This window comes from Litchfieldella xinjiangensis (genome assembly GCF_000759345.1).
GTDB lineage: Bacteria > Pseudomonadota > Gammaproteobacteria > Pseudomonadales > Halomonadaceae > Litchfieldella_A > Litchfieldella_A xinjiangensis.
Window position 1 is genome coordinate 195904 of the sequence record NZ_JPZL01000003.1, and the last position, 26682, is coordinate 222585.

Here is a 26682-nt window from a genome sequence, read left to right on the forward strand (position 1 = left end):
CATGAACAGGCTCAGGCCACGGATGTCTCGCTGATTCCCGGCTCGCCAACCGCGGCTTCGCCATAGACTGGATAGCGCGCGCACAGTGAGACCACCTTGTCGCGAACCTCGGCTTCTATCGTCCCGGTATCGCCCTCATCGGCAAGCACATCGAGAATGTCGCAGATCCAACCTGCCAGTTGTTCGCAATCGGACTCGACGAAGCCGCGCGTGCTGACCGCAGGGGTCCCGATGCGCAAGCCCGAGGTCACGAAGGGGCTCTGCGGATCGTTGGGTACAGCGTTCTTGTTGACGGTAATGTGGGCCCGGCCTAGCGCGGCATCCGCGTCCTTGCCGGTGACGCCTTGCTTGATCAACGACACCAGGAAAAGATGATCGTCGGTGCCGCCGGAGACGACGTCGTAGCCGCGCTCCATGAACACGTGCGCCATGGAACGCGCATTGGCGATGACCTGTCGCTGGTAATTGACGAAGTCCTGACTCATGGCTTCCTTGAAGGCGACGGCCTTGGCCGCAATGACGTGCATGAGCGGACCGCCCTGCTGCCCGGGGAACACCGCTCCATTGAGCTTCTTGACCAGCGCTTCATCCGCATTCGCCGACAGGATCAGCCCCCCACGCGGGCCACGCAGTGTCTTATGGGTCGTCGTGGTCACCACATGGGCATGCGGTAACGGGCTGGGGTAAAGTCCCGCAGCGACAAGCCCGGCAATGTGGGCCATGTCGACCATCAAGTACGCGCCTACTTCGTCGGCAATGACCCGGAAACGCCGCCAATCGACCACCCGGGAATACGCAGAAAAGCCAGCGATGATCATTTTTGGCTGGTGCTCGCGCGCAAGGCGCTCGACCTCGTCGTAGTCGATTTCCCCTGTGTCGGCGTTCAAGCCGTACTGCACGGCGTTGTAGTGCTTGCCGGAAAAGTTCGGTGCGGCGCCATGGGTCAGGTGTCCGCCATGCGCCAGGCTCATGCCCAGCACGGTATCCCCCGGCTTGATAAGCGCCATAAAGACCGCCGCGTTGGCCTGGGCACCCGAGTGTGGCTGGACGTTAGCGAAATCAGCACCAAACAAGTCGCAAGCGCGCTCGATGGCCAGCGTCTCGACCTTGTCGACGTACTCGCAGCCACCATAGTAGCGGCGCCCGGGATAGCCTTCGGCGTACTTGTTGGTCAGTTGGGTGCCCTGCGCCTCCATGACGAGCCGGCTAGCGTAGTTTTCGGAGGCGATCAGTTCGATATGCGCTTCCTGGCGTGCCGCTTCTTCATCGATCGCCATGGCTAACGCGCTATCGGAATTGGCCAAGCGGGCCTGGGGTGAAAAACCGTTGTGAAGCATGTCGCCTCCTCATTCATTTATTGTCCGGTATTGGCCATGCGAAGCGTCGAAGAACCAAGCCACCCTTGTTCCACGAGCGCTATCCTGCCGCGATGGTATCGCTGCCCCCCGCCCTCAAGATGCTTAACGACGTCACCGCTCGGTGTATTTGCGACATGCGGATCGATACGGTCATTGAATGTCAGTCCGCGAGATCGTGACGTCGCCAATCTGTTGCCCGGCGTCGTTCATGGATAACTCTCTCGCTTGAGCCTGAGCCACGCTTGAGGCCCAGGCTTATGCACGCCTGGCCATTACCAACCAAGGCGTCACAAGACCAACAAGAATCGCCTCGGCCTCCCTTTCAAGCGAGGTCACGGCAAACGCACAAGAGGAAGCAGCATGTCAGATAATCGCGGTGTCGTTTATATCGGTCCGGGCGAAGTCGAGGTACAGGACATTGCCTACCCCAGGATGGAAACGCCCAACGGCCGAGCCATCGAACATGGGGTCATCCTGAAGGTCGTTTCTACCAATATCTGTGGGTCCGACCAGCACATGGTCCGCGGAAGGACCACCGCCCCCTCGGGTATGGTGCTGGGTCACGAGATCACCGGCGAGGTGATTGAAAAAGGCAAGGATGTCGAGTTTCTCAATATCGGCGATCTTGTCTCGGTCCCCTTCAATGTCGCGTGCGGGCGCTGCCGTACCTGCAAGGAAGGGCATACCGGGGTCTGTCTACATGTGAACGACGACCGGGCCGGTGGGGCTTATGGCTATGTCGACATGGGCGGCTGGGTCGGTGGCCAGGCTCGCTATGTCATGGTGCCGTATGCAGACTTCAATCTGCTCAAGTTCCCTGACCGCGACCAGGCCATGGCCAGAATTCGCGACCTGACCATGCTTAGCGACATCCTGCCGACCGGTTTCCATGGCGCGCTGAATGCCAAGGTCGGCGCAGGCTCGACTGTGTATGTAGCAGGCGCCGGCCCAGTAGGCCTGGCAGCAGCGGCCTCGGCACGTCTGCTGGGTGCCGCCGTGGTGATGATCGGCGATTTCAACCAGCAACGCCTGGAACATGCTCGCAACATGGGATTCGAGCCGGTGGATCTCAGCAAGCACGATCGGCTGGGAGAAATGATCGCCGCGATCGTCGGCGAGCCCCAGGTCGATAGCGCCATCGATGCAGTCGGCTTCGAGGCGGTGGGTCATGGCGGCAAGGAACAACCCGCCGTGGTGCTCAACCAGATGATGGAGGTCACCCGCGAGGCCGGCTCCATCGGTATTCCCGGGCTGTACGTTACCGAGGACCCCGGTGCGACGGAGAAGGCAGCAAAGACGGGTAGCCTCAGCCTGCGTTTCGGCCTGGGTTGGGCCAAGGGCCATTCTTTCCATACCGGCCAGACACCGGTGGTGCAATATAACCGCCAGCTGATGCAGGCCATCTTGCATGGCAGGCTCAATATTGCAGAGATCGTCAATGCCCAGGTAATTTCGCTGGAAGATGCGCCGCAGGGATACCAGCAATTCGATTCGGGGGCGGCCAGCAAGTTCGTGCTTGATCCGCATGGCCTGTTGGGCGCAGCGTAATTCGATCCTGGTAGATGCTACTCCGGTAGACATCGAATTCAGCCCGCATGGTCATCGCCATGCGGGCTGAATTGCGTACTTCCTGGTTAAATAGCTATCCAGATCCAAGGCACAGAGCGTAGCAAACGCTCCATGCCCAGCCCTTTCCAATTAGAAATCGACGACCAGATTGCCCTTTGGACGACTACAGCAGGACAGGATATAACCCTCTTCAATATCCTCTTCGGTTATCCCGCCATTGTGGTCCATTTCAACCTCGCCAGACTTGAGCCCGACGCGACAGGTGCCGCATATCCCCATACCACATGCCTTGGGAATGTGCAGGCCAAGCTTCGATGCAGCCGCATGCACCGTTTCGCCAGGTTGGATACGGACGCTTTTCCCCGAACCTGAAAATTCGACACTCAGTAGGTCCTCATAATCCACGTCCTCCGCTTCCGCCTCGGCCTGCTCGGCCAGCTCCCGCACATCCTCTCGCACTTCCTGGGGCGTTGCCCCAAACGATTCTTCGTGGTAATGGCTCATGTCGAAGCCGTTGCTACGAAGAATATTCTTGATGGCATTCATGTACGGCGTAGGCCCGCAGCAGAAAATTTCCCTATCGAGGAAATCAGGCGCCATCAACTCCAGCATGGGTTGTGTCAGGTAGCCACGGTAACCCGCCCAAGCCTCACCAATGTCGTCCTTATGTTCGCAAACGATATGCAGCTTGAACTCAGGTATCCGGGAGAACATATGCACGAGTTCACGATGATAAATCACATCGCGGGGCGCTCTTGCACTATGAATGAATTCGACATCGACATTGGCATTGGTATCGAATAGCCAACGAGTCATCGACATCAAAGGTGTGATTCCTACCCCGCCGGAAAGAAAAAGAACTTTATCGGCGGGAAAGTCGATCGAGTTGAAGTTGCCGACCGGGCCGTGAACTATAAGCTCATCACCTACCTTCAGGTTCTCATGTAGCCAATTGGATACGTGGCCGCCCGGGATCCGCTTGACGGTAATCGAGAAACTATAAGGTATGGAAGGTGAACTGGAGATTGTATATGAGCGCATGATCGGTTGATCATCGATCTCCAGCTCCAGGGTAACGAACTGACCCGGTTTGAAGAAGAACAGCACTGGCTGCTCAGCCATGAAACAGAACGTGCGTACATCCCAGGTTTCCTGAATCACCTTTACGCAGCGAACCGAGTGGCGACCGTTGGTCCAGGTCTGGGTCGTGACCGGATTGAAAAAGTTCATTGTCATCGTTGTCTCTACCTGGCAGTACCGTGGCTATGCCTTCACCGTACCGTTGCGCCCAAACGGTCCAGCGCCCTTTCCTTCTCAGCATTCTGGGTATGCCCAAAATGGCTGGCTTGTCTGGCAGCGACACGCACATGCCTCCCTCCCCCAATCCCTGGCTCCGTTCGTCCCTTCAAGTCGCCGCTACACCATCTGAGGTCGCGAATAGACAATCGACATCCATGGGCATCTACCACAATCGGCCCAACAATAACGGACGACAGATCATTTCATGCGTCAATGCCAGGCCTCTCACGACAAGAACATCAACACTTGACCGTTTCGCCGCTCTCGCGGGGAGGCGGCCTAGAAAAGGATATTTGGTATGGACCTGCTAGCGACTCACGAATTGGGCGATCCCTTGGCCAAGGCACGCGAGGCGACTGCTCACATGCTGCAGACAAGGACACGCACTTTTTCACTTCCCCAGCCGTTCTATAATGATGCCAGACTGTTCGCACTCGACATGCAGGAGATTTTCGAGAAGGAGTGGCTGTTTGCTGGCATGACGAGTGAAATCCCCACCAAGGGCAACTTCATGACCCTCGATGTCGGGGAGAATCCGATCATCCTCGTGCGTGGCAACGATGGACAGGTTCATGCCTTCCACAATGTCTGCCGTCACCGCGGTTCCCGTCTTTGCGTCAAGGACAAGGGAAAGGTGGCCAAGCTGGTCTGCCCTTACCATCAGTGGACCTATGAACTCGATGGCCGGCTGTTGTTCGCCGGCAGCGACATGGGGAGTGACTTCGATCTTGCCAGCTATGGCCTGAAGCCAATCAATGTGCGAACGGCTGGGGGCTTCATCTTTATCAGCCTGAGCGAGACCCCGCCGGCCATCGACGACTTCCTGGTGACGCTGGAGCATTACCTCGAGCCGTACCAGATGGATAACGTCAAGGTGGCCGTGGAGTCGAGCATCGTCGAGCAGGCCAACTGGAAGCTGGTGATCGAGAACAACCGTGAGTGCTACCACTGCAATGGCGCCCACCCGGAACTGCTCAACTCGCTGCAGGAATTCGACGATACCGAAGATCCGCGGGCCACGCCTGAGTACAAGTCGCTGGTCGCTCGTAAACAGGGGGACTGGGATAACGAGCAAGTGCCCTGGCAGCTCAAGCGCTTCGGCAAGCGCAACCGCTTGACCCGAACTCCGCTTCTGGACGGCATCGTCTCGATGACCATGGACGGCCAGCCGGGCTCCAAGAAACTAATGGGACGCCTGACGAGTCCGGATATGGGCTCGCTGCGCATCCTGCATTTGCCCAATTCCTGGAATCACTTCATGGGCGACCATGCCGTCGTGTTCCGTGTGCTGCCGCTAGGCCCGCAACAGACAATGGTCACTACCAAGTGGCTGGTACACAAGGATGCCGTCGAAGGTGTCGATTACGATCCTGAACAGCTGCGCAGGGTCTGGGACGCCACCAACGATCAGGACCGCCGCCTCGCCGAGGAGAACCAGCGTGGCATCAACTCGAAGGCCTACCAGCCCGGCCCCTACTCAGAGACCTACGAGTTTGGCGTCATCGACTTTATCGACTGGTATTCAGAACGCATGCTGAACAACCTGGGCTATGACGCGCCGGCTCTACAACTGGCTCAAGGCTGAGGACGCCACAACACTCCCTCGACTGGCCCGCCTAAGCGGGCCAGTCTTTTTAATGGGTAACCTGGCACTGACCACACTCAGTGATCGACAAGGATTGCCTGCAGTGCGGCAGTAGCTATGCCGAGGTCGGTTTCAAACAATTGCCGTTTGCCCTGTCATCCAAGAATGATCCCGCGTACTTGCCGCATGGGCAATCAGGCGCTTGCACAATAACAAAAGAGGATGATTTATGGACCATGAGGATCCTGTCCTGGCCCCCGGCCAGGACAATAAGCAAGTCATGGGGTTGGATTTTCATAACCCTGTCTTTCCACTCTCCGCGTTCGCTATCCTGGCATTTATTGTCTATGCACTGGTCTATCCAGATGCCGCCAACGTTCATCTAGGCTTGGCCAAAAACTGGTCAATCGAACATTTCGATTGGTTGTTCATGATTGCCGGCAATATCTTCGTGGTGTTCTGCATCGCTTTGATCTGCCTACCGGTAGGAAAGATTCGTCTGGGCGGCAATGACGCCAAGCCGGAATTTTCACGCATTTCCTGGTTTGCCATGCTGTTCGCAGCGGGCATGGGCATCGGACTGATGTTCTGGAGTGTTGCCGAACCGGTCGCTTATTACACCGACTGGTACGGCACTCCCTTGAACGTCTCCGCCGGTACGCCAGAGGGGGCCAGCGCGGCCATGGGTGCCACAATGTTCCACTGGGGATTGCACCCGTGGGCCATATACGCGGTCGTAGGGCTGTCGCTGGCGTTTTTTGCATATAACAAAGGGCTGCCACTGACACTGCGCTCGGCTTTCTACCCCTTGTTAGGCGAGCGCACGCGCGGCTGGGCAGGCCATATCGTCGATATCCTTGCCGTACTGTCGACCATCTTCGGCTTGGCCACCTCGCTGGGCTTCGGCGCCACCCAGGCGGCCGGTGGCTTGGCCTATCTATTCGATGTGCCCAATACTATCGGTACGCAACTGGCCATCATCATCGTCGTGACGGTAATTGCCCTGATCTCGGTGTGGCGTGGTATCGATGGGGGGGTCAAGCTGTTCTCGAACATCAACATGATTATCGCAGCAGCCCTGCTCATGTTCGTGATCGCCGCGGGCCCCACCTTGATGATTATCACAGGGCTCGGCACCACAACCCTGGACTATCTGGGGCATATCCTACCGTTGTCTAACTGGATCGGGCGCGAAGATGGCACCTGGTACCACGGCTGGACGATCTTCTATTGGGCGTGGTGGATCTCCTGGTCCCCGTTCGTCGGCATGTTCATCGCCCGAGTGTCGCGTGGTCGTACGGTGCGCGAGTTCCTGGTCGCCGTGCTGCTGGTACCGACGCTGGTGACCCTGGTATGGATGAATGCCTTTGGCGGTACTGCACTGTATCAGGCGGCCAACGGCATCGGTGAGCTGTCCAATGGCATCGGAGACGTCTCGCTGGCGATGTTCCATATGCTCGAACAGCTGCCGTTGACCAGCCTGACATCGACGCTGGCGATCATTCTGGTCCTGGTTTTCTTCATTACCTCGTCGGATTCCGGCTCGCTGGTGATCGATAACATCACCGCCGGTGGGAAAACGGATGCGCCCAAGAGCCAGCGCGTGTTCTGGGCCACACTGGAAGGCGCCATCGCAGGCGTCCTGCTGTATGGTGGCGGCAGCACGGCGCTGGGGGCACTCCAGGCCGGTGCCGTAGCGACAGGATTGCCCTTCACGCTGGTACTCCTGGCGATGTGCTTCAGCCTCTACGTAGGCCTGCACAAGGAAAGGCGCCAGCTTGCGATCACCCCGAAAGCGCCTTCGCTGACAGAACCCCAGTAATACCGAAACGCAAAAGGATCGCCCCATGTCGTGGCGATCCTTTTGCTTAGCACCATTGCGTGTCGCAATTGCCTTGCCTCGTGCCGCTAGTAGCGATGAAACCGTCGGCGACACCCGGCATCATTCGGGCTACAACGTTAAAGACTCCACGGCTGCCTCCATGATCTACACAATTGCAATCCTGCTGAGTTTGGTCGGTTACTTCCTCATTGGTCATCTGGCTGGACGCCGGGTCAAGCATCTTGACGACTATCTGGTCGCTGGCCGCAATGCGCCTACCTTTTTCATTCTCGGCACCCTGGTCGCAAGCTACTTGAGTACCAGTGCCTTCCTCGGTGAAACCGGATTCGCCTATCAGGGCTATCCCCTGGTGATGTTGATTTTCGCCGCTCTGAGCACCTCGGGGTGTCTATTGGGTGCGCTGGTCTTTGGTCGTTACCTGCGGCGCAGCAGTGCGAGAACGGTTCCCGAATTCTTTGGTAAGCGCTTTGCTTCCCGGCGTGTCCAGAACATCGCGGGCCTGACCACGATCCTTGGCCTCGGCGCCTATCTGTTAGGCGTCATGCAGGGGGCCGGCATCATGTTCGCTGAACTCACGGGCCTGCCTTACTGGGTCGGCCTGGTGCTGGTCTGGCTGACCTACACGGGGTTCATCCTCTACTCTGGCTCTCCTGGCGTCATGCTGACTGATACGGTCATGTTCGTGATCTTCTCGCTGGCGGCCTTGGGTGGCTCGCTGTATATCCTGCAGGACCTGGGCGGTTGGCACGGGGTCATCGAAGGGCTACTGAGCCAGTCGGAAAAACCCGACATAGCGCTTTGGCATGGCGTCATCGAGGGCCAGGGAGCGAGTTTCTCCACCCCCGGGGAAGCGCTGACCTGGAGCCTGACACTAGGGCTGGTATGGGCCGCCGTGCTGGCAGCCAGCCCGTGGCAGTCCAGTCGTTACCTGATGGCACGCAACGAGCATGTGGTCATGCGTTCAGCCATGCTCACTGCAGTGGCCCTAGCCATCTTCTACGCATTGATGATGATGTCCGGCGCCGCCATCAATCTCTACAACGATCAACTCGACCCCGAGCGCGCCATGGTGTGGGTGGCACTCAATATATTGCCGACATGGCTTGGGATCGTCATTCTCACGGGCGTTTTCGCCGCCGGGCTCTCGTCCTGTTCCACCTTTCTGTCGATCATCGGCTTCAGCCTCTCGAACGACATCCTCCCGCCTTCACTGAACGAGGCATCGGCCATGCGGACCAGCCGTATCGCTGTCCTGGTCGCGGGTCTGGTGACCTTGCTGCTGGCCCTCTTTCAGCCGCCAGCGGTGATGACCGTCGTGTGGTTCGCGGCGACACTATTCGCCTCGTCCTGGGGGCCCGTGGCGCTGATGAGCATATGGAGCCGACGAATTACCGCCGCTGGGGCAGGCTGGGGCCTGACCATCGGTTTCGTCAGCAATCTCGCCCTGTCATTGATGCTCCAAGCGGGATGGGTCACTTTGCCGGTCTATCTGCACCCCGTGATTCTCAGCACGCTCGCGGCACTGGTGGCCATCTTGCTGGCATCGCATTTGACCCAGGTCAGCCAGGCCGAGCGGGACTACCGGGCCTTCCTGCACCAGCGAGACACGAGCCTGGAGGCCAAGTGGGTTTCCGGCACCCGTTGGGTGGCAGCGTGCACCATGCTGACCGGGATCGCCGTGGGGGCATTCCTTTGGCGCCAGTATGCAACGACGCTGGCCCAACTTGCCGGACGCTACGCGATACCCGAGGGGACCGTCCTGGGTGGCTACATGCTGGCCATCGGGTGTGGTGGCATGCTGCTCATCGCCGGAGCCGTGGGGTATTGGGTAGTTCGTCCGCGCAAGCTCGCCTTGCAGGAAGTACGCCTGGCTAGACCCTGAGCATGCCAGGCCCATGAGCCAAGCTAATCAGTCCCTTCGTTCTCGACCGCCAGCACACGTTGCTGGCGGTTGGTTTCTAGCCGCACAAGAGGCAATGCTCTGCAAATGACTCCCTATCGGCGTGGTCTCGTCATGGTGTTCACAGGTATCGTCTTCCTCAGTTTCGATGGCCTGTTGATACGGCTCGCCGGCACGGAGGGCTGGACCATCGTGTTCTGGCGCGGCCTGTTCATGTTCGGTGCGCTTGGCCTGGTCGGCTGCCTGGGAAACCGGCTGGCCACGCTACGAAGCCACCCCAAGGCTTCACTGGCATCCGCCGTGCTCCTCGGCCTGATTTCCATTTTCTTCGTGCTTGCCATCATGCACGCCAGCGTGGCCAATGTTGTCGTCATCCTGAGCGCAGCGCCATTATTTGCCGCCCTGTTTTCGCGCCTGTTCCTGCATGAGAAGGTGCCGTATCGCACACTGTTGGCGATCGTCGCATGCATGGTCGGCATGCTGCTGGTCTTCATGGGCTCGGAGACTGGCGGCATGCTCGAAGGCAACCTGTATGCCCTGGCAGCCGCTGCCGCCGTGGGCGGCAACCTGACCTTGCTGCGCCGCTACCCCACGATCGATCGCATACCGCTCATTGCCGGAGGCGGCATTCTGGCAGCAGTGGTTGCATTGCCCATGGCCACCGCCCCCCTGGCACTCGGCGGGCAAAGCTATGCCGTGCTGGCCCTCATGGGGCTGGTTCAGATGCCGCTGGCAACCGTGCTCATCAACAGCGCGACTCGCTATCTGCCCTCGGCCGAGGTGGCGCTGTTCTACCTCGTCGAGACCGTGCTTGGCACGCTCTGGGTCTGGTGGCTTCTAGGAGAGTCACCCACGGCATCGAGCTTGCTCGGCGGTAGCGTGATCATCATGACACTGCTGGTTCATGCATGGTTTGGATTGCGCAGGGAAGGCAAGAACGTACGGCTTCGCAAAGACTGTGTCCCAATGAAAAGCCCCACCTGAACCGCGGCGGGGCAAAACCACTCTTACTAGCCAGGCTGTCACCGTCAGCGCAGCACGTCTTCTTCCTTGAGCAGCTTAAAGATCGCTTCGGCCCCCTGCTCCGGCGATACATCGCTAAGTACTTGTCCGCTGCCGCCCTCCGCCTTGGCCGCTGCCGCCTTGAAGCGATCTCGGGCCGAGGCCGACTTGACGATCTTGAGCCGCTTGGGGCGCTTACGGGCCGTCTGCATATGCCACTGTGCCTGCAGTTCGTCGGGCATACTGGAACAGGCGCGAGCAGCAAGCTCACCGCGTCGCGCCGGGCCAAAGGCACTCTGGCGCGCAGGCGGTGCATTGCTATCCACTGTCGCGATGGCTGGCAGGCGCACCCGCAAGCGTCGACGCTTTCCTCGCGGCAACGCCTGCAATACCGTCGCCACGCCATGCTCGATGGATTCCACTTGGGCCAGGCCATTGATCACCGGCCACCCTAGTGCCTCGGCCAGTAAATACGGCACCAGACCCGAACCTTCCCCCACCTCGGCACGCGAGCCTGTAAAGACCAGCTGCGGCGCGGCGTCACGCAGTGAAGTGACCAATGCCGGGACGATATCGGCGTTTGAGGCCTGCTTGATCACATTGATCTCGTCGATGCCCATGCCGAGATAGCCGCGCAGGGCCTCCTCGTTGTCATCGTCATTTCCACCTGCATGAACCAGACGAATGGCGGCGTCATCCAAGGAGAGCGCCATTTCCACCGCCCGGGCATCCTGGTCGGCGCGCCTTGCTCGTGCGGTCAACGGATGGCGACCTATCGACACCAGCACGGCTACCTGGAGCCCGGCATGACTCGACGACGTGGCGTTATGCGGCATCGCGATTCTCCTGCTGTTGTTCCCGGTAGTGTTCAATATGCGCCACCAGTGCGGCGAGAATCTCACCGGCATCGCCGATCACGGCGAGATCGGCACGCTTGACCATGTCGCATCCCTCGTTGAGGTTGATGGCAACGACCTTGTCGCAGCTCTGGATGCCTTGCAGATGCTGGATGGCCCCCGAGATACCCACCGCCACGTAGACCCGCGCTGATACCCAGGTGCCGGTCGCCCCAACCTGCCGGTCTCGCGGCATGTATCCGTCATCGACCGCGACGCGCGACGCACCCTCGGTCGCGCCGAGCACCTGAGCGGCGTGATGATAGCCCTCCCAGTCCTTGACACCGTTGCCGGCCGATAGAATGAACTCCGCCTCGGCCAGCGACACACTGGCCGGGTCGACGGCGACCTCGCCCAGGTCCTCGATGCGCCCGAGTACGTCGGGCAGTGCCTGGTTCAGCCTGACCGCCTGGGTGGCATGGCGCGTCTCGCTGACCGGCTCGGCGCACTCCGCCAACGCCAGGGCCACGCGCGGCAGGTCGCGCGTAATATCCTTCGTGCCTGCGGCACCGCGTGCCGTGCAGCGCCAGCCGGTGTCGCTGTCGACATCTGCCTCGACCTGCCAGACCTGGGTTGCCGGACGCTCACCCAGCCGCGCGGCCAGTCGCCGGCCCAGTTCGCCCCCACCGAGCGAGGAATCGGGCAGCAACCAGTAGCGTGGTGCCAGCTCGCGTTCGACGCTCTGCAGCGCGGCGATACGCAGTTCCGACAGGTAGCCAGACGATTCTGCGTCCTCCATAGGCAGCAAGCGATCGACACCGGCCTCGTCGAACGTGGTTTCCTTGTGCGCGCCGAAGACAATCGCCAGCACCGCCCCTGGCCGTTCGGGATCGGCATCGGCCAGTTGCCGGGCCAGCCCCAACACGTCACGATCATGCGACGACAACCGTCCCCCCGGCAGATCGGGCACCACGGCGACAAGAAAGTGCGGTGTCTCGATCTCGACGCGGCGACGCGTGTCCTTGGGCTGCGCCTGACGGCCTCCGGGCTGGGTCGCGGCCTGTTGCGCGCCACTGCGATCGATGCGCTTGATACCGTTGGGCCCAGTGAAGCCTACGGCATGCGGATTGCGGCGTGTCAGTCCACTGGGGCCTATCCATTCGCTGGGCGAAGCGCCCCCGCACAATTCCGCAAGCACCTCGGAATGCTCGGGGTGCAGGCGATTGCGTGCAATCCATTCCTTGCGTGGATCACGACGAACGATATCGCTCATAGCGTCACCTCTTCCTCGGCGCGACGTGCCTTGCCAGCTGCCTCATCCCGCGATGTACTTTCCGCCGAGTCATCCTCGATCAACGCATCGGCGACCAGCTCAGCGATGTCCTTGATCTCGGCCCGCGGCTCCACCACTCCCTCGAGCATGGCCGTGCATTGCGGACATCCCACGGCGACCAGCTCGGCGCCGGTCTCGCGTACATCGTTCATGCGCATGTCGGGAATACGCTGCTTGCCGGGAATATCGGTAATGGGCGCCCCACCGCCGCCGCCGCAGCAGCGCGACCGGTAGCCCGAGCGAGCCATTTCCTCGACCTCGATCCCGAGCGCCCTGAGCACGTCGCGCGGCGCTTCGTATTCACCGTTGTAGCGCCCCAGATAGCACGGATCGTGATAGGTCACGGTACCGCCCTTCCAGGCTTTCAGGGACAGTTTGCCCTCCTCGAGCAGGCGATTGAGATAAGTGCTGTGATGGTAGACCTCGTAATTCCCGCCTAACTCACCGTATTCGTTCTTGAGCACATGGAAACTGTGCGGATCGCAGGTGACGATACGCGCAAAGCGATACTGCCCCAGGGTGGCGATGTTGCGCTTGGCCAGCGACTGGAAGGTCGCCTCGTCGCCCAGACGGCGCGCCACGTCACCGCTGTCTCGCTCCTCGTTGCCCAGCACGGCGAAGTCGACCTGGGCGGCGCGCAGCACTTTCACCAGCGCTCGCAGGGTTCTCTGGTTGCGCATGTCGAAGACGCCGTCACCCAGCCACAGCAGCACCTCGGCTTCGCGCTTGTCGGCCATCAACGGCAGGTTGAGATCCGCTGCCCAGTGCGTGCGCGAGCCAGGGTCAAAGCCGCCGGGGTTGTCGGTCGCGATCAGGTTATCGAGCACCTCGGCCCCCTTGTTAGGGGTATTGCCATGCTCGAGCGTCAGGAAACGGCGCATGTCCACGATGGCATCGACATGCTCGATCATCATCGGGCACTCCTCGACGCAGGCGCGGCACGTGGTGCACGACCATAGCGTCTCGGCATCGACCAGCGCCGTGCCCCCTTTTGTGGAGGGCCGCGTCACGATCGGCCCGTGGGGTTCGCCGGCATGCTCGCCTACCGGCTTGCCCGGATAGGGGGAACCCGCATAGTGGGCATCGCTGCCACCGACCATGCCGACGACCATGTCCTGGATCAGCTTCTTGGGATTGAGGGGCTGCCCGGCAGCGAAGGCCGGACACGCCGCCTCGCAGCGTCCGCACTGCACGCAGGCATCGAAGCCCAGCAATTGGTTCCAAGCGAAATCGGCCGGTTTCTCGACGCCCAACTTTGTCGCGGGATCTTCCAGACGCAGCGCCTTGAGCCCTGTGGAGCGACCTTCGCCCCCATGCTTGTCCGAAAATCGCTCGGGGCGGCGATGAAAGGCAAGGTGAAGCGCGCCGGCAAAGGCGTGCTTCATCGGCCCCCCCCAGGTCATGCCGAAGAACAGTTCGCCCAGCCCCCAGGCCACCACGCCGGCCAGCGCCAGCGCCAGCACCCAACTGCCAAGGTCTTCCGGCAGTATGCCGGCCGTCGGCAGCGTGACCAGGAACACGCCCAGCGAAAAGGCGATCAGGCTCTTGGGCAGGCGCATCCACGGGCCCTTGGATAGGCGTGGCGGCGGGTTGCGACGACGCTTGGCGACGAACAGGCTACCGACGAACATGCAGGTCGTGGCGGCGAGCAGCGCCCAGGCCAGGATCGCGCTGTCCAGCCCAAGGCCATGCACGACGATGGCCAGCAAGGCCGCCAGCACGAAGCCGCCGGCCGTAGCGACGTGCGTGTTGGACATCGCCTTGTCGCGCGCAACGACATGGTGCAGATCGACCAGATAGCGCCGCGGCATCGCGATCAGGCCTCGGATGAGCGAAACCGGCGAGTGCCGCCCCTGGCGCCACAGGCGAACACGGCGCACGGCACCGATCGCCGCCAGCGCCAAGGCGGAAAAGAAGAGTATTGGCAGGAGAGTGTCGAGCATGATGCTCACCTCGTCTCAGGAGCAACCGTTGGCTTTGGCATCGGGGCTGTCCCGGCGGTAGACCTCTGCGAGGGCGCTGTGAACCCATCCCTGGGCGCTACATTTGCCATCCTTGGCAAATGACCCTCGCTGCGACCTGCCCCCGACGCCCCTCATCGTGCAGCTATCGCTCAGTCAGAAGTCTTTGCATAACCGCAGGGCATCATAGATCGCGGCGTGCGTATTGCGTGGCGCCGTGCAATCGCCCAGCCGGAACAGCAAGAAACCCTCGCCACTCTCCGACAGGCACGGCTGTGGCTGTATCGCGTACAGCGCCTCGATATCGATCTGCCCCTTGTTGCGTGACTGCCCCTTGAGGGCGTAGTACAACGATTCGTCGGGGCGCACGCCGTTCTCGACGACGATCTGATCGACAACGCGCTCTTCCTGGGCACCGGTGTATTCGTTCTCCAATACCGCCACCAGCGAGTCGCCTTCGCGATACACCTTATGGAGCGCCAGGTCGGAGGTCATGATCACCTCCTTCTCGTAGAGGCTGCGGTAATAGGTCGGGAAGGTGGTGCCCCCCACTGCGGCGCCGGGCTTGATGTCGTCGGTCACGATCTCGACCTTGGCGCCCTTGTCGGCCAAATAGTCGGCCGCCGATACGCCGGCAAATTCGCAGATGGTGTCGTAGATCAGCACGTTCTTGCCCGGCTCTACGGCGCCACTGAGGATGTCCCAGGTGCTGACCACCAGGCTCTCCTCGCGCGACTCGGCATACCCCCATTCGGGCACCTGCGACAGGAACGGCTGGCCGCCGGTCGCCAATATCACGATATCCGGGCGCAGGTCGGCGATCGTCGCCTCGTCGGCGCGGGTCCCCAGGCGCTGATCGACACCGAGACGTGCCAGCTCCAGCTGATACCAGCGGGTAATCCCGGCGATCTGGTCACGCTGCGGTGCCTTGGAGGCCAGCGTGATCTGGCCGCCGAGTTGCTCGGCCGCTTCGAACAGCGTGACGTCGTGGCCGCGCTCGGCACTGACACGCGCCGCCTCCATGCCGCCGGGGCCGCCGCCGACCACGACCACCTTGCGCTTGGGCCCCTCACTCTTCTCGACGATGTGCGGAACGCCCATGTATTCGCGCGAGGTCGCTGCGTTCTGGATGCACAGCACGTCGAGCCCCTGATATTGGCGGTCGATGCAGTAGTTGGCCCCCACGCACTGCTTGATCTGGTCGACCTGGTCCATCTTGATCTTGGCGATGAAGTGCGGATCGGCGATATGGGCGCGGGTCATGCCCACCAGATCGACGTAACCCCCTTCAAGGATGCGCTGCGCCTGGTTGGGGTCCTTGATGTTCTGGGCATGAATCACCGGTACGCTGACCACTTCCTTGATACCTGCCGCCAGGTGCAGGAAGGGCTCCGGCGGATAGGCCATGTTGGGGATCACGTTGGCCAGCGTATTGTGGGTGTCGCAGCCCGAGCCGACCACGCCGAAGAAATCGACCATTCCGGTCGCGTCGTAGTAAGCCGCGATCTGCTTCATGTCGTCATGGGTCAAGCCGTCCGGGTGGAATTCATCGCCCGTGATGCGCATGCCAACCACGAAATCGTCGCCAACCTCGGCGCGCACCGCCTTGAGCACCTCCATGCCAAAACGCATGCGGTTCTCGAAGCTGCCGCCCCATTCGTCGGTCCGCTTGTTGACGCGCGGGCTCCAGAACTGGTCGATCAGGTGCTGGTGAACGGCTGAAAGCTCAACGCCATCCAGCCCGCCTTCCTTGGCGCGCCGCGCCGCCTGGGCGAAGTCGCCGACGATGCGCCAGATATCCTCTTCCTCGATGGTCTTGCAGGTCGAGCGGTGCACCGGCTCGCGAATGCCCGACGGCGACAGCAGGGTCGACCAGTCGAAGCCGTCCCAGCGCGAGCGGCGGCCCATGTGGGTAATCTGGATCATGATCTTGCCGCCGTGCTTGTGCACCGCGTCGGCAAGATTCTGGAAATGCGGAATGATGCGATCCGTGGACAGGTTGACCGAACTCCACCAGGCCTGCGGGCTATCGATGGAGACCACCGAAGAACCGCCACAGATGCACAGGCCACAGCCGCCCTTCGCCTTCTCTTCGTAGTATTTGACGTAGCGCTCGGTGGTCATGCCGCCGTCGGTCGCATAGACCTCGGCGTGGGCGGTGCTGACCACTCGGTTACGGATAGTCTGGTTGCCGATCTGGATCGGCTGGAATAGCGCCTCGAAAGCCATCTCGACAATCCTCAGTTGGCAGGAGTAACAACAAACAGGCCATGGTCGCAGCCTTCTTCGGCGGCGCTTTGGACCTGCTCGGCGACGGTGCGCAGTTCGCTGCCCCGGGCGCTGAGGATCTGGTCCATGGCGCCGGCGAACCAGCCGGTGAACATGTACTCGACCTTTCTGCCCACCTTGCCGAGCTGGTAGACGAACGCACTGTTTTCCAGGCGCACCCGTGCCGTCCCCGCCTCCAGGTCGATCTGTTCGGTAATGAACCTGCCCCAGCCACGCTGCGACAGGCGCGTCATATAGTGCTCGAACACCTCGACGCCGCTCAGGCCGTGCAGCTCGGCTTCCTTCTCGCACCAGTGCCAGGCACTCTTGTATCCGGCGTCGTAGAGGATCTTGGCGTACGTATCGGCACCCAGCGCCTCTTCAACGGCAACGTGATTGTTGATGAAAAAGTGGCGCGGCACGTAGAGCATCGGCAGCGCATCGGTGGTCCATACGCCGGTTTCCGAGTCCACTTCGATGGGCAGTTCGGGGGCCATCTTGGTCACGGTCTAACTCCTCGAAATCGTTGTTCTTGGCACTTGTGAGTCGCGCATGAGTCCGGGCCGTCATGAGCGCAGCGGGAACAAGGCGCGAAGTTGGGAGAAAGCGGAGTGGACAAGGTGTCCATGAGCATTTCGAACGACTTCGCAACACAGTAACCGCCAGCGCAATAGGCCCGCAGGTCGGTTAAGAACCCCATACCTCTTTCAAAACGCGCACCCAGTTCTCGCCCATAATCTTGCGCACCTGGGTCTCGGAGAGGCCGCGCTTGAGCAGCGCCTCGGTCAGGTTGGGGAACTCGCCGATGGTGCGGATGCCTTCCGGATTGACGATCTTGCCGAAGTTGGTCAGGCGGCGGGCGTAGCCCTTGTCGTGGGTCAGCCACTCGAAGAACGACTGGTCGTGCCCCTGGGTGAAGTCGGTGCCGATACCGATGGCATCCTCGCCGACGATGTTCATCACGTATTCGATGGCCTCGCAGTAGTCGTCGATGGTCGAGTCGACGCCCTTCTTGAGGAACGGGGTGAACATCGTGACGCCCACGAAGCCGCCATGATCGGCAATGAACTTGAGTTCCTCGTCGGACTTGTTGCGCGGGTGCTCCTTGAGGCCGGAGGGCAGGCAATGCGAGTAGCAGACCGGTTTTTGTGATTCGAGGATGACTTCCTCGGAAGTCTTGGCGCCGACATGGGACAGGTCGCACATGACGCCGACACGGTTCATCTCGGCGACGATCTCGCGGCCGAAACCGGACAGGCCACCGTCACGCTCGTAGCAGCCAGTACCGACGAGATTCTGGGTGTTGTAGCACATCTGCACGATGCCCACGCCGAGCTGCTTGAAGACCTCGACGTAGCCGATCTGATCCTCGAAGGCATGGGCATTCTGGAATCCGTAGATGATGCCGGTCTTGCCTTCTTCCTTGGCCCGGGTGATGTCTGCCGTGGTGCGCACCGTACGGACCAGGTCGCTGCACTCGGCCATCAACGTGTTGGAAGCCACGATGTTATCGACCGTGGCCTGGAAACCTTCCCACACCGACACGGTGCAATTGGCCGCGGTCAGACCGCCCCGGCGCATGTCCTCGAGCAGTTCACGGTTCCATTTGGCGATGATCAGGCCATCGATGACGATGGCATCGTCGTGCAGTTCGGCAGGGGTCATGGCGACGCTCCAAGCGGTGACTTATGCGAGGAGCATAGCCCTGCCTCGATACCGCTCGGCTCTTGGAAGCGACGGCGAAAATTCCAAAAACGTCATAACGTCGTGAACACGACGAACGAGCAAGGTGTGGCAGGAATAAAAAAAGAGCTGCCCTTGGTTCAGGCAGCTCGCATGACGATTGGAAGCTAAGGGGATTCAGGTCTGGTGGATATCAATTGACCAGCGGCACGCTGGCAAAGGTGGGTTCGCCCTGGGCATGAACCAGCGCCAGCAAGGCACTGGATACGGGCTCATTGGCGGCTGGCTCGGCAGCCCACGACTTGGTGGCATAGGGTGCGCCGCCATGTCGGCCCTGTCGGTTTTGAACACCGGAGCGCTCATCCCGCGGTGGTACGCCGAAATACTCCCGATAGCACTTCGAAAAATGAGGCGTAGAGACGAAACCGCATACGGAAGCGACCTCAATGATCGACAGGGACGTCTGTTTCAGCAACTGACGTGCCCGCACCAGGCGCAACTTGAGGTAGTAGCGCGATGGCGAACAATGCAGGTACTTCTGGAACAGGCGTTCTAGTTGCCGCCGGGAGACATTGACGTAACTGGCAAGCTCATCGAGTTCGATCGGCTCTTCGAGGTTGGACTCCATTAACGCAACGATTTCCAACAGCTTGGGCTGGGTCGTCCCCAGCACATGCTTGAGCGGCACACGCTGCTGGTCCTGCTCGTTACGTACCCGATCGTAGATGAACATCTCGGAGATGCCCGCTGCGAGCTCCCGGCCATGATCGTGCCCGATCAGGTTCAACATCATGTCCAGCGGCGCCGTTCCGCCAGAGGCCGTGAACCGGTCACGGTCGATGGAGAATAGCCGAGTGGTCAGCGCGACCTTCGGAAACGCTTCCTGCATGGAGGCCAGACATTCCCAATGGATGCTGGTCTCGTAATGGTCGAGGAGCCCTGCCTTGGCCAAGGCCCAACTTCCCGTACACACCGCACCCAGCCTACGCAACTGGCGCGATTGCGACTGAAGCCACTGGACATGTTCACGGCTGATACTATGCTGCGGCGCAACACCGCCACACACCACCACCCAATCCAGTGACAGCGGAATGGTGGTGGACGCATCGGGCGTGACCTGAAGACCGTCGCTGGCCCGCACCGGCGAGCCATCCTGGGTTAGGGTATACCAGCGATACAGTTCCCGACCTGCTAGTTGATTCGCCATCCGCAACGGCTCTATCGCCGACGCGAGGGAGATCAAGGTAAAGTTATCAAGCAGTAGGAAGCCCAGAGTCTGGGGCGTGCCGGAGCGACCGGCCGCTGCTTTCGTGTCTTTCGTCAGGTCTGAGGCCATCATCGTTACTCCATCATCTTGCTCTTGTTGCTCTTATCGCTGAGGAAGGCATCCCTTGCAGAAGTGACTGCAGTGGAGTGTCGTCCCGCTTAGTTGTGTCCATGTTGTATGTCGCATATTGGCATGAATGCGCTGAGAATGGTCGAGGCCCCATCTTTTGCGTTGGCCAAAGCGTCGCAAATAGAACGCCAGGTGTCGTAGTCGGCCAGTAAGCCGCGCCAACTCCCAACCCGAGGAGAATACTCACGGTGTCGCTACGAAAGTTCTCTTAGCCAATCTCATTCGTGCTCACGCCGCAGCCTGGGCGTAGAGGTGTGAAGGTGAGCGCATGTGATGCCATCTTGAGCGGCTGACTCATCAGCCTGCGGGGGTACTTGCGACATTTACGAGCTCATTTGCGACATCAAAGACGCTTCTATACTCGTAGAAATTCACTTGCTATCGTGATTCGCGCTTTATCATGACTTGAGTGCACGTCATTAACCTTATTGGGATGGGTTCTCATCATGGCACCGCGCTTCGAGAGTCTATTGAAGAACAAGAACAGGGCGTATATCGAACCTGACGTGCCTTTGCCCCAGGTCAAGCGAGTCGCTTTCTTCTTGTTAGAGCATTTCTCCATGATGGCCCTGACCGGCGCGGTCGATGCCTTGGTCACCGCCAACCTGATGCGGCCTGCCATGCTCTACAAGGTATTGATCGTGGGCACCGGGGGCGAGACGGTACTCAGCGATTTGTCCATCGACATCCCGGTCAATTGCCAGCTTTCCCAACTCGACGAGCATGAGTTGGACATGTTGATCTTGTGCGGAGGCTACCGTGTCAAACCGCGTGCCGACCCGGCCATGCGCGCCAAGCTCAAGACGGCAAGCAATGCGGGGGTAATGCTAGGTGGCCTATGGAACGGCGCTTATTTCCTTGCCGAGGCCGGGCTACTGGATGGCTACGAATGCGCCTTTCACCCTGATGGCCGGGCGATGATGCGGGAGGATTTCCCGGAGGTCAGGATTTCCAACCACAGCTATGTGCTGGATCGGAATCGTATCAGCTGCGCCGGGGCCAGCAGTTCGCTGGACATGATGCTGGCTGTAGTGAGGAACGACTGCGGCAAGCCCTTTGCCAACGCCATCGAAGAAGTGTTGAGCTGCGACAAGATGACCGAAGTCATTGATGTCTCGGTGCTCAGCGTGGACAACAACCCGACCCTGCCCCAGCCACTCAAGTCGGCGCTGGAGCTGATGCACAGCAATATCGACGAACCGCTTTCAATCAGTGAAATCGCCCACTGCGTCGGCATCTCGAGGCGCCAGCTCGAGCGGCTATTCTGCCTCCATCTCGACGCCAGCCCATCACGCTATTATCTCGAACTACGCCTTACCTATGCCCGCCAGTTACTCCAGCAAACCAACAAGCCGATCGCTGAGGTGGCCGTAGCGACCGGCTTTGTCAGCATCTCTCACTTTCGTCGGTGCTTCCAACAATTGTTCGACGTCTCGCCCGGGCGATTCCGCAAGGATTTTTACCACCAGACTCCTTGAGAGGCTTCTAATGTTCATACCGAACATTAGAAGCCCCGACGCTGCACGAAATACCCGCCGCCAATGCCACAGGCCGCTCGGTTCCACTATCTCAGGACCGGCAGGAGGAACCGCTCCAGCGCCGACCGCACCGAGGGCAGCATGATATCGGTCTGCTCACCAAGCTCCCGTACCAACGCCTGTAACCCGGGCACCCCCACCTCAGCATGCATGAGCTGGGCCATACGAGCGCAGGCATCCGGACTGGCCCCCTCAGGGAGGCTGATACCGAGCGACACAAGGCGATCTCGGAAATCATCGCCATCGATCAGGTCAACGATCATCATGGGCTATCCTCCTGCGACACGGATGTGGCATTTACACTCATGCGCGGCGCCTCATTCACTTTCCACTAGCGCCGGTGCTTGCGCACGACTCAGATGACAAGCGGCGTACTTGAATTCGGGGATCTTCCCGTAAGGATCCAGTGCCGGGTTGGTCAGGATATTGGCTGCCGCTTCCACATAGCAGAAGGGCACGAATACCAGACCCTCAGGCATCAACGGATCGACCCGCGTCTTCAGCGTGATAGCCCCGCGCCGGGTAGTGATGACGATCGGTTCACCCGGCGCCATACGCAAACGCACCAGCTCGGCCGGAGCCAAGCTCGCCACGGCCTCAGGCTCGAGATCGTCGAGCACCCGGGTGCGGCGTGTCATGGAACCGGTGTGCCAGTGCTCCAGTTGGCGACCGGTCGTCAGCACCGTGGGGAAATCCCCATCGATGGGCTCGTCGGGCGGCAGGGGCCGGGTCGGGGCGAACTTCGCCCGCCCGCTGCCAGTCGGGAAGGCATCGCTGAATACCACGTCTGCCCCCGGCGCGTCATCGGCCGGGCAGGGATAGGTCACCGACCCCTCTCGCTCCAGGCGATCCCAGGTGATGTGGTCGAGTGACGACATGCCCTGCTTCATTTCGTCGAACACCTCACGGGGATGGGTGTATTGCCAACCCAGGCCAAAGCGATTGGCGATTTCCTGGATAATCCACCAGTCAGGCTTCGCTTCGCCGGGCAGCGGCATGGCGGCACGCCCCAGCTGTACCTGGCGGTTGGTATTGGTGACGCTGCCGTTCTTTTCAGGCCACGCCGATGCAGGCAGGATCACGTCGGCGAACTGGGCGGTCTCGGTGACGAACAGGTCCTGCACCACCAGGTGCTCGAGCTTGGCCAGGGCCGCCCGGGCATGGTCGAGGTCCGGATCGGACATCGCAGGATTCTCGCCCTGAATGTACATCCCCTTGATGGTTCCCGCCACGATGGCATCCATGATCTCGACCACGGTGAGCCCCGGCGTCTCATTGAGCGGGGTGTTCCACAGCTCTTCGAAGGCGGCACGTACCTGGGCGTCGGTGACCGGCTGGTAGTCGGGCAGCACCATGGGAATCAGGCCGGCGTCCGAGGCCCCCTGGACGTTGTTCTGGCCGCGTAGCGGATGCAGGCCGGTTCCGGGGCGACCGGTCTGGCCGCAGGCCAGCGCCAGCGAGATCAGGCAGCGCGCATTGTCAGTGCCATGCACGTGCTGTGAGATGCCCATGCCCCAGAAGATCATCGCCTTGTCGGCGGTTGCATAGAGCCGGGCGAGCTCACGAACCAATTCCGGCTCGACGCCGCAGGCGGGGAACATGGCCTCGGGGGTCAACTCGCGCACATGGGCCTTGAGTGCCTCGAATCCCTCGGTGTGGGCGTCGATATAGTCCTGGTCGTAGAGCTCCTCACTGACGATCACGTTGAGCATGGCGTTGTAGAGCGACACATCGCCACCGGGAGTGAAGCGCACGCTGTGGTGAGCGTAGGCATCCAGCGCCTGGCCGCGGGGATCGATGATGATCAGCTTGGTGCCGTTTCTTGCCGCCTGCTTGAAATAGGTGGCCGCCACCGGGTGGTTGATCGCCGGGTTACACCCGGTGAGTATCACCACGTCGGCTTGCAGCGCCTGCATGAAGGAGGCTGTCACCGCACCCGACCCGATGCACTCCATCAGTGCCGCCACCGAACTGGCATGGCAGAGCCGGGTGCAATGGTCGACATGGTTGGAGCCAAAGCCGGTACGCACCAGCTTCTGGAATAGCCAGGCCTCCTCGTTGGAGCACTTGGCACTGCCAAAGCCAGCCAGGGCGTCAGGCCCATGAGCTCCCTTGAGATCGACAAGCCCCTTGGCGGCGGCATCCAGCGCCTCCTCCCAGCTCGCCTCGCGGAAGTGGGTCAGCGGCGCGAGCGGGTCGAAGTCGGGGTCGAGCCCCTTGGGCACACCCGGCCGGCGGATCAGCGGCGTAGTGATGCGTGAGGGATGATTAGGGTAGTCGAATCCGAAGCGCCCCTTGACGCACAACCGGTTCTGGTTCGATGGTCCGTCACGTCCTTCGACAAACAGGATCTTTTCGTCCTTGATGTGGTAGGTGAGCTGACAGCCCACTCCGCAATAGGGACAGACCGAATCGACGGTGCGATCGGCCGCCTTGGAGTCGCCACGGCCCGCGGTGTCGATCAGGGTCGCCGGCATCAGCGCCCCGGTGGGGCAGGCCTGGACACACTCGCCGCAGGCCACGCAGGTGCTGTCGCCCATGGCATCGTCGAAGTCGAAGACGACCTTGGAAGCCGCGCCGCGATGGGCCATGCCGATGACGTCGTTGCCCTGTACCTCGCGGCAAGCGCGCACACAGAGGTTGCACTCGATGCAGGACTCGAGATTGACGTTCATCGCCGAATGAGTGGTGTCATGGCCGTGGGCATGGGGGAGCGAGGCCGCCCGCTCGGCGACATGATGCACCGTGGGCGCTTCCCGCTCGGCCCGCGCCGGCAGCCGCTCGCGCACCGCCGCGGCATCGATGGCGAGCAACTCGGCCATCGCCCAGAAGTGGCTCGAGCGGTCGGGGCTATCGTCACGCTCGGGCTGGTCGACCATCAACAGTTCCATCACGCCTTCGCGGGACACGCGGGCCCGCTCTGACGTGGCGCTGCGCACCACCATTCCCGGACCGGCTTCGCGCAGGCAGCTCGCCACCAGCGCACGTTCGCCCTCGATCTCCACCATGCAGGCACGGCAATTCCCGTCAGAGCGGTAGCCGGGGGCGTCCTTGAAGCAAAGATGAGGAATCGTCTCGCCAGCCCGTTTCGCTACCTGCCACAAGGTCTCGCCCCGGTATGCCGTCACCTCGGCACCATCCAATGTCAGGGTAAAAATGTCTTGTACCATTGTCAGTCTCCTTACCCTTTCACGATCACGTTCTGGCTGGCGAGTTCGCTGCGAAAGCCCCGCAACAGCCCGAGCACCGGGTTGGGCGCCGCCTGGCCCAGGCCACAAATGGACGCATCCATCATCACCTGGGACAGCCGCTCCAGCTCATCGATCTGCCATTCGTCGCGCTCGAGCAGCGTCAGCATTTTCTCGGTGCCGACCCGGCACGGGGTGCACTGCCCGCATGATTCGTCGGCGAAGAAAGCCAGCAGGTTGGTCGCCACCTCCCTGAGATCATCTCGGTCCGACAGGACGATGACGGCCGCTGAGCCGACGAAGCCGCCTTCCGGCTGCAGGGTGTCGAAATCCAGCGGAATATCGGCCTTGTTCGCGGGCAATATTCCTCCCGAGGCGCCGCCGGGCAGGTAGCCGGCAAGCCGATGCCCTTCGGCCATGCCGCCACAATATTCTTCGAGCAACTCGTTGAGTGTGATGCCGGCGGGTGCCAGGTGCACACCCGGACGCTTTACCCGACCGGAAACGGAAAAGCTCCGCAGCCCCTTGCGCCCATGGCGACCGTGACCGGCGAACCAATCGGCCCCTTTTTCCCAGATCAACGGGACCCAGTAGACGGTCTCGACATTGTTGACCAGGGTCGGACGATCGAAGAGCCCTTTCTGGGCGACGAAGGGGGGACGATGGCGAGGCTTGCCGGGCTTGCCTTCCAGGGACTCGATCATCGCCGACTCCTCGCCACAGATGTAGGCTCCGGCACCACGACGGAGCACGATGTAGCCCGACGACACCAGGCCAGCGGCCTCGAGTTCGTCGATCGCCTCGTGAAGCACCCGGTGCAGCCCGGGGTACTCGTCACGCAGATAGATATAGAGTGCCTCGGCCTCCACCGCCCAGGCACTGATCAGCGCCCCCTCGAGGAAACGGTGCGGGGAGCGCTCCAGGTAGTAGCGATCCTTGAACGTGCCGGGTTCGCCCTCGTCTGCGTTGATGGCGCAGTAGCGCGGCCCCGGTTCCTGGCGCACGAAGTACCACTTCTTGAATGTGGGGAAGCCGGCACCGCCCAGGCCGCGCAGGTTGGCCGCCTCCAGCGTCTGCATCAGCGTCTCCACGGTCACGCGGCCAGCGCGACACTCGTCGAGCAGCCGGCATCCTCCAGCCGCACGATAGTCGGCGAGGCGCTGCCAGAGGATCGTTTCAGGATGGAAATGACCGGTTTCGACCACCGACTCGACGCCCTCGCGGGTAGCGAACAACACGTGGTGATGCCCCACTTCCACCACCGGCGCGGTCTCGCAGCGCCCCATGCAAGGGGCGCGCACCACCCGCACGGCTTCAGGATCGGCGCCGGCTTCCAGTTCCGCCTTGAGTGTCGCCGCGCCCGCCAGCTGACATGAGAGTGAGTCGCAGACCCTCACCGTTACCGCTGGCGGGGGCGTCTGGTCGTCATGCACGACATCGAAGTGGGCATAGAAGGTCGCCGTCTCGTAGACCGCTGCCATCGGCAAGTTCATGTAGGCGGCCAGCGCTCGCAGATTGGCCAACGCCAGGTGACCGTGGATATCCTGGATGACGTGCAGGTGCTCGATCAGCCGATCGCGTTGACGCAGCCTCGGATCGATGCGCTCGTCACCGAGCAACTCGCGCAGCGAAGCCAGGGCAACGGGGGACAGGTCGCGGCCGCGGGGCCTGCCGCGGAAACGGCGCTTGGGAGTGACAGTCTCGACGGTCATGGCATGCTCGTTGTTATCGATGGACACTTGCCCGGGCGCTGGTGTGACTGGCCTATTGTGACGTGGCCACCGGCCCGGATGGTTTCGCTCTGTTCATAAAAAGAGGGATATCGCGGAAGCGCATTACGCTAGCGGAGAAAAGCGACGCTCCTGATCCAAGAGGGGCTTCCCGCAAGGGTAACGCCCCTTACCGGCTCCATTGCACCTGAAT

General features: G+C 61.2%; 18 protein-coding genes. 6 read left to right on the forward strand and 12 right to left on the reverse strand.

Annotated features, from left to right (window positions below):
- Positions 1 to 11 precede the first annotated feature (11 nt).
- Positions 12 to 1337, reverse strand: coding sequence for a serine hydroxymethyltransferase (gene glyA, locus JH15_RS13185; protein ID WP_043531096.1), 1326 nt, complete (start codon positions 1335 to 1337; stop codon positions 12 to 14).
- A 381-nt stretch (positions 1338 to 1718) separates the two neighbouring features.
- Between glyA and fdhA the strand changes: the two genes are divergently transcribed.
- The gene (gene fdhA / locus JH15_RS13190; RefSeq protein WP_043531098.1) at positions 1719 to 2906 is read left to right on the forward strand and encodes a formaldehyde dehydrogenase, glutathione-independent; all 1188 of its coding nucleotides are present in this window, start codon (positions 1719 to 1721) and stop codon (positions 2904 to 2906) included.
- Positions 2907 to 3056: 150 nt separating this feature from the next.
- On the opposite strand, the gene JH15_RS13195 is transcribed toward fdhA, so the two are convergent.
- The gene (locus tag JH15_RS13195) at positions 3057 to 4163 is read right to left on the reverse strand and encodes an FAD-binding oxidoreductase (RefSeq protein WP_043531100.1); all 1107 of its coding nucleotides are present in this window, start codon (positions 4161 to 4163) and stop codon (positions 3057 to 3059) included.
- Between the two features lie 361 nt (positions 4164 to 4524).
- On the opposite strand from JH15_RS13195, the gene JH15_RS13200 reads away from it, so the two are divergent.
- The 4 genes from JH15_RS13200 to JH15_RS13215 all read left to right on the forward strand — a co-directional run bounded on the left by JH15_RS13200 (position 4525) and on the right by JH15_RS13215 (position 10538).
- Entirely contained in the window at positions 4525 to 5811 is a 1287-nt protein-coding gene (locus JH15_RS13200) for an aromatic ring-hydroxylating oxygenase subunit alpha (RefSeq protein WP_043531102.1), read from the forward strand.
- A 229-nt stretch (positions 5812 to 6040) separates the two neighbouring features.
- Positions 6041 to 7633 carry a BCCT family transporter gene (locus JH15_RS13205; RefSeq protein ID WP_043531104.1) on the forward strand — a complete coding sequence of 531 codons (1593 nt, stop codon included), beginning with the start codon at positions 6041 to 6043 and terminating at the stop codon, positions 7631 to 7633.
- Between the two features lie 160 nt (positions 7634 to 7793).
- The gene (locus tag JH15_RS13210) at positions 7794 to 9536 is read left to right on the forward strand and encodes a sodium:solute symporter family protein (RefSeq protein WP_043531685.1); all 1743 of its coding nucleotides are present in this window, start codon (positions 7794 to 7796) and stop codon (positions 9534 to 9536) included.
- 105 nt (positions 9537 to 9641) lie between these two features.
- On the forward strand, positions 9642 to 10538 hold the full coding sequence (locus JH15_RS13215) for a DMT family transporter (RefSeq protein ID WP_043531106.1): 897 nt from the start codon (positions 9642 to 9644) through the stop codon (positions 10536 to 10538).
- 44 nt (positions 10539 to 10582) lie between these two features.
- On the opposite strand, the gene etfB is transcribed toward JH15_RS13215, so the two are convergent.
- The 7 genes from etfB to gbdR all read right to left on the reverse strand — a co-directional run bounded on the left by etfB (position 10583) and on the right by gbdR (position 19973).
- Entirely contained in the window at positions 10583 to 11392 is an 810-nt protein-coding gene (etfB, locus tag JH15_RS13220) for an electron transfer flavoprotein subunit beta (protein WP_043531108.1), read from the reverse strand.
- The gene (gene etfA, locus JH15_RS13225) at positions 11382 to 12665 is read right to left on the reverse strand and encodes an electron transfer flavoprotein subunit alpha (RefSeq protein WP_043531111.1); all 1284 of its coding nucleotides are present in this window, start codon (positions 12663 to 12665) and stop codon (positions 11382 to 11384) included. The genes etfB and etfA overlap by 11 nt, the downstream gene beginning before the upstream one ends.
- Complete coding sequence (locus tag JH15_RS13230; protein WP_043531113.1) at positions 12662 to 14668, reverse strand: (Fe-S)-binding protein; 2007 nt, start codon at positions 14666 to 14668, stop codon at positions 12662 to 12664. Before JH15_RS13230 ends, etfA begins: the two co-directional genes overlap by 4 nt.
- Before the next feature lie 174 nt (positions 14669 to 14842).
- Positions 14843 to 16915, reverse strand: coding sequence for a dimethylglycine demethylation protein DgcA (dgcA, locus tag JH15_RS13235; RefSeq protein ID WP_043531115.1), 2073 nt, complete (start codon positions 16913 to 16915; stop codon positions 14843 to 14845).
- Between the two features lie 11 nt (positions 16916 to 16926).
- Positions 16927 to 17460 carry a 4-vinyl reductase gene (locus JH15_RS13240; protein ID WP_043531117.1) on the reverse strand — a complete coding sequence of 178 codons (534 nt, stop codon included), beginning with the start codon at positions 17458 to 17460 and terminating at the stop codon, positions 16927 to 16929.
- A 181-nt stretch (positions 17461 to 17641) separates the two neighbouring features.
- Complete coding sequence (locus JH15_RS13245; protein ID WP_043531119.1) at positions 17642 to 18619, reverse strand: dipeptidase; 978 nt, start codon at positions 18617 to 18619, stop codon at positions 17642 to 17644.
- Positions 18620 to 18830: 211 nt separating this feature from the next.
- Complete coding sequence (gene gbdR, locus JH15_RS13250; RefSeq protein ID WP_156105336.1) at positions 18831 to 19973, reverse strand: choline metabolism transcriptional regulator GbdR; 1143 nt, start codon at positions 19971 to 19973, stop codon at positions 18831 to 18833.
- Positions 19974 to 20479: 506 nt separating this feature from the next.
- Here gbdR and JH15_RS13255 point away from each other — a divergent pair.
- The gene (locus JH15_RS13255; protein WP_043531121.1) at positions 20480 to 21511 is read left to right on the forward strand and encodes a GlxA family transcriptional regulator; all 1032 of its coding nucleotides are present in this window, start codon (positions 20480 to 20482) and stop codon (positions 21509 to 21511) included.
- A gap of 86 nt (positions 21512 to 21597) precedes the next feature.
- On the opposite strand, the gene JH15_RS13260 is transcribed toward JH15_RS13255, so the two are convergent.
- The 3 genes from JH15_RS13260 to JH15_RS13270 are packed head-to-tail and all read right to left on the reverse strand — an operon-like array spanning position 21598 to position 26471.
- Entirely contained in the window at positions 21598 to 21837 is a 240-nt protein-coding gene (locus tag JH15_RS13260) for a hypothetical protein (protein WP_043531124.1), read from the reverse strand.
- A gap of 51 nt (positions 21838 to 21888) precedes the next feature.
- A complete protein-coding gene (fdhF, locus tag JH15_RS13265; RefSeq protein WP_043531125.1) occupies positions 21889 to 24741 on the reverse strand; it encodes a formate dehydrogenase subunit alpha in 2853 nt (950 codons plus the stop codon).
- 11 nt (positions 24742 to 24752) lie between these two features.
- Positions 24753 to 26471, reverse strand: a complete 1719-nt coding sequence (locus tag JH15_RS13270; RefSeq protein ID WP_043531126.1) for an NADH-ubiquinone oxidoreductase-F iron-sulfur binding region domain-containing protein — start codon at positions 26469 to 26471, stop codon at positions 24753 to 24755.
- Positions 26472 to 26682 lie beyond the last annotated feature (211 nt).

Excerpts from the sequence above, each read along its gene's own strand:
- glyA (WP_043531096.1), bottom strand. The coding sequence starts at position 1,337 with ATGCTTCACAACGGTTTTTCACCCCAGGCCCGCTTGGCCAATTCCGAT.
- fdhA (WP_043531098.1), top strand. The coding sequence starts at position 1,719 with ATGTCAGATAATCGCGGTGTCGTTTATATCGGTCCGGGCGAAGTCGAG.
- JH15_RS13195 (WP_043531100.1), bottom strand. The coding sequence starts at position 4,163 with ATGACAATGAACTTTTTCAATCCGGTCACGACCCAGACCTGGACCAAC.
- JH15_RS13200 (WP_043531102.1), top strand. The coding sequence starts at position 4,525 with ATGGACCTGCTAGCGACTCACGAATTGGGCGATCCCTTGGCCAAGGCA.
- JH15_RS13205 (WP_043531104.1), top strand. The coding sequence starts at position 6,041 with ATGGACCATGAGGATCCTGTCCTGGCCCCCGGCCAGGACAATAAGCAA.
- JH15_RS13210 (WP_043531685.1), top strand. The coding sequence starts at position 7,794 with ATGATCTACACAATTGCAATCCTGCTGAGTTTGGTCGGTTACTTCCTC.
- JH15_RS13215 (WP_043531106.1), top strand. The coding sequence starts at position 9,642 with ATGACTCCCTATCGGCGTGGTCTCGTCATGGTGTTCACAGGTATCGTC.
- etfB (WP_043531108.1), bottom strand. The coding sequence starts at position 11,392 with ATGCCGCATAACGCCACGTCGTCGAGTCATGCCGGGCTCCAGGTAGCC.
- etfA (WP_043531111.1), bottom strand. The coding sequence starts at position 12,665 with ATGAGCGATATCGTTCGTCGTGATCCACGCAAGGAATGGATTGCACGC.
- JH15_RS13230 (WP_043531113.1), bottom strand. The coding sequence starts at position 14,668 with ATGCTCGACACTCTCCTGCCAATACTCTTCTTTTCCGCCTTGGCGCTG.
- dgcA (WP_043531115.1), bottom strand. The coding sequence starts at position 16,915 with ATGGCTTTCGAGGCGCTATTCCAGCCGATCCAGATCGGCAACCAGACT.
- JH15_RS13245 (WP_043531119.1), bottom strand. The coding sequence starts at position 18,619 with ATGACCCCTGCCGAACTGCACGACGATGCCATCGTCATCGATGGCCTG.
- gbdR (WP_156105336.1), bottom strand. The coding sequence starts at position 19,973 with ATGGCCTCAGACCTGACGAAAGACACGAAAGCAGCGGCCGGTCGCTCC.
- JH15_RS13255 (WP_043531121.1), top strand. The coding sequence starts at position 20,480 with ATGGCACCGCGCTTCGAGAGTCTATTGAAGAACAAGAACAGGGCGTAT.
- JH15_RS13260 (WP_043531124.1), bottom strand. The coding sequence starts at position 21,837 with ATGATGATCGTTGACCTGATCGATGGCGATGATTTCCGAGATCGCCTT.
- fdhF (WP_043531125.1), bottom strand. The coding sequence starts at position 24,741 with ATGGTACAAGACATTTTTACCCTGACATTGGATGGTGCCGAGGTGACG.
- JH15_RS13270 (WP_043531126.1), bottom strand. The coding sequence starts at position 26,471 with ATGACCGTCGAGACTGTCACTCCCAAGCGCCGTTTCCGCGGCAGGCCC.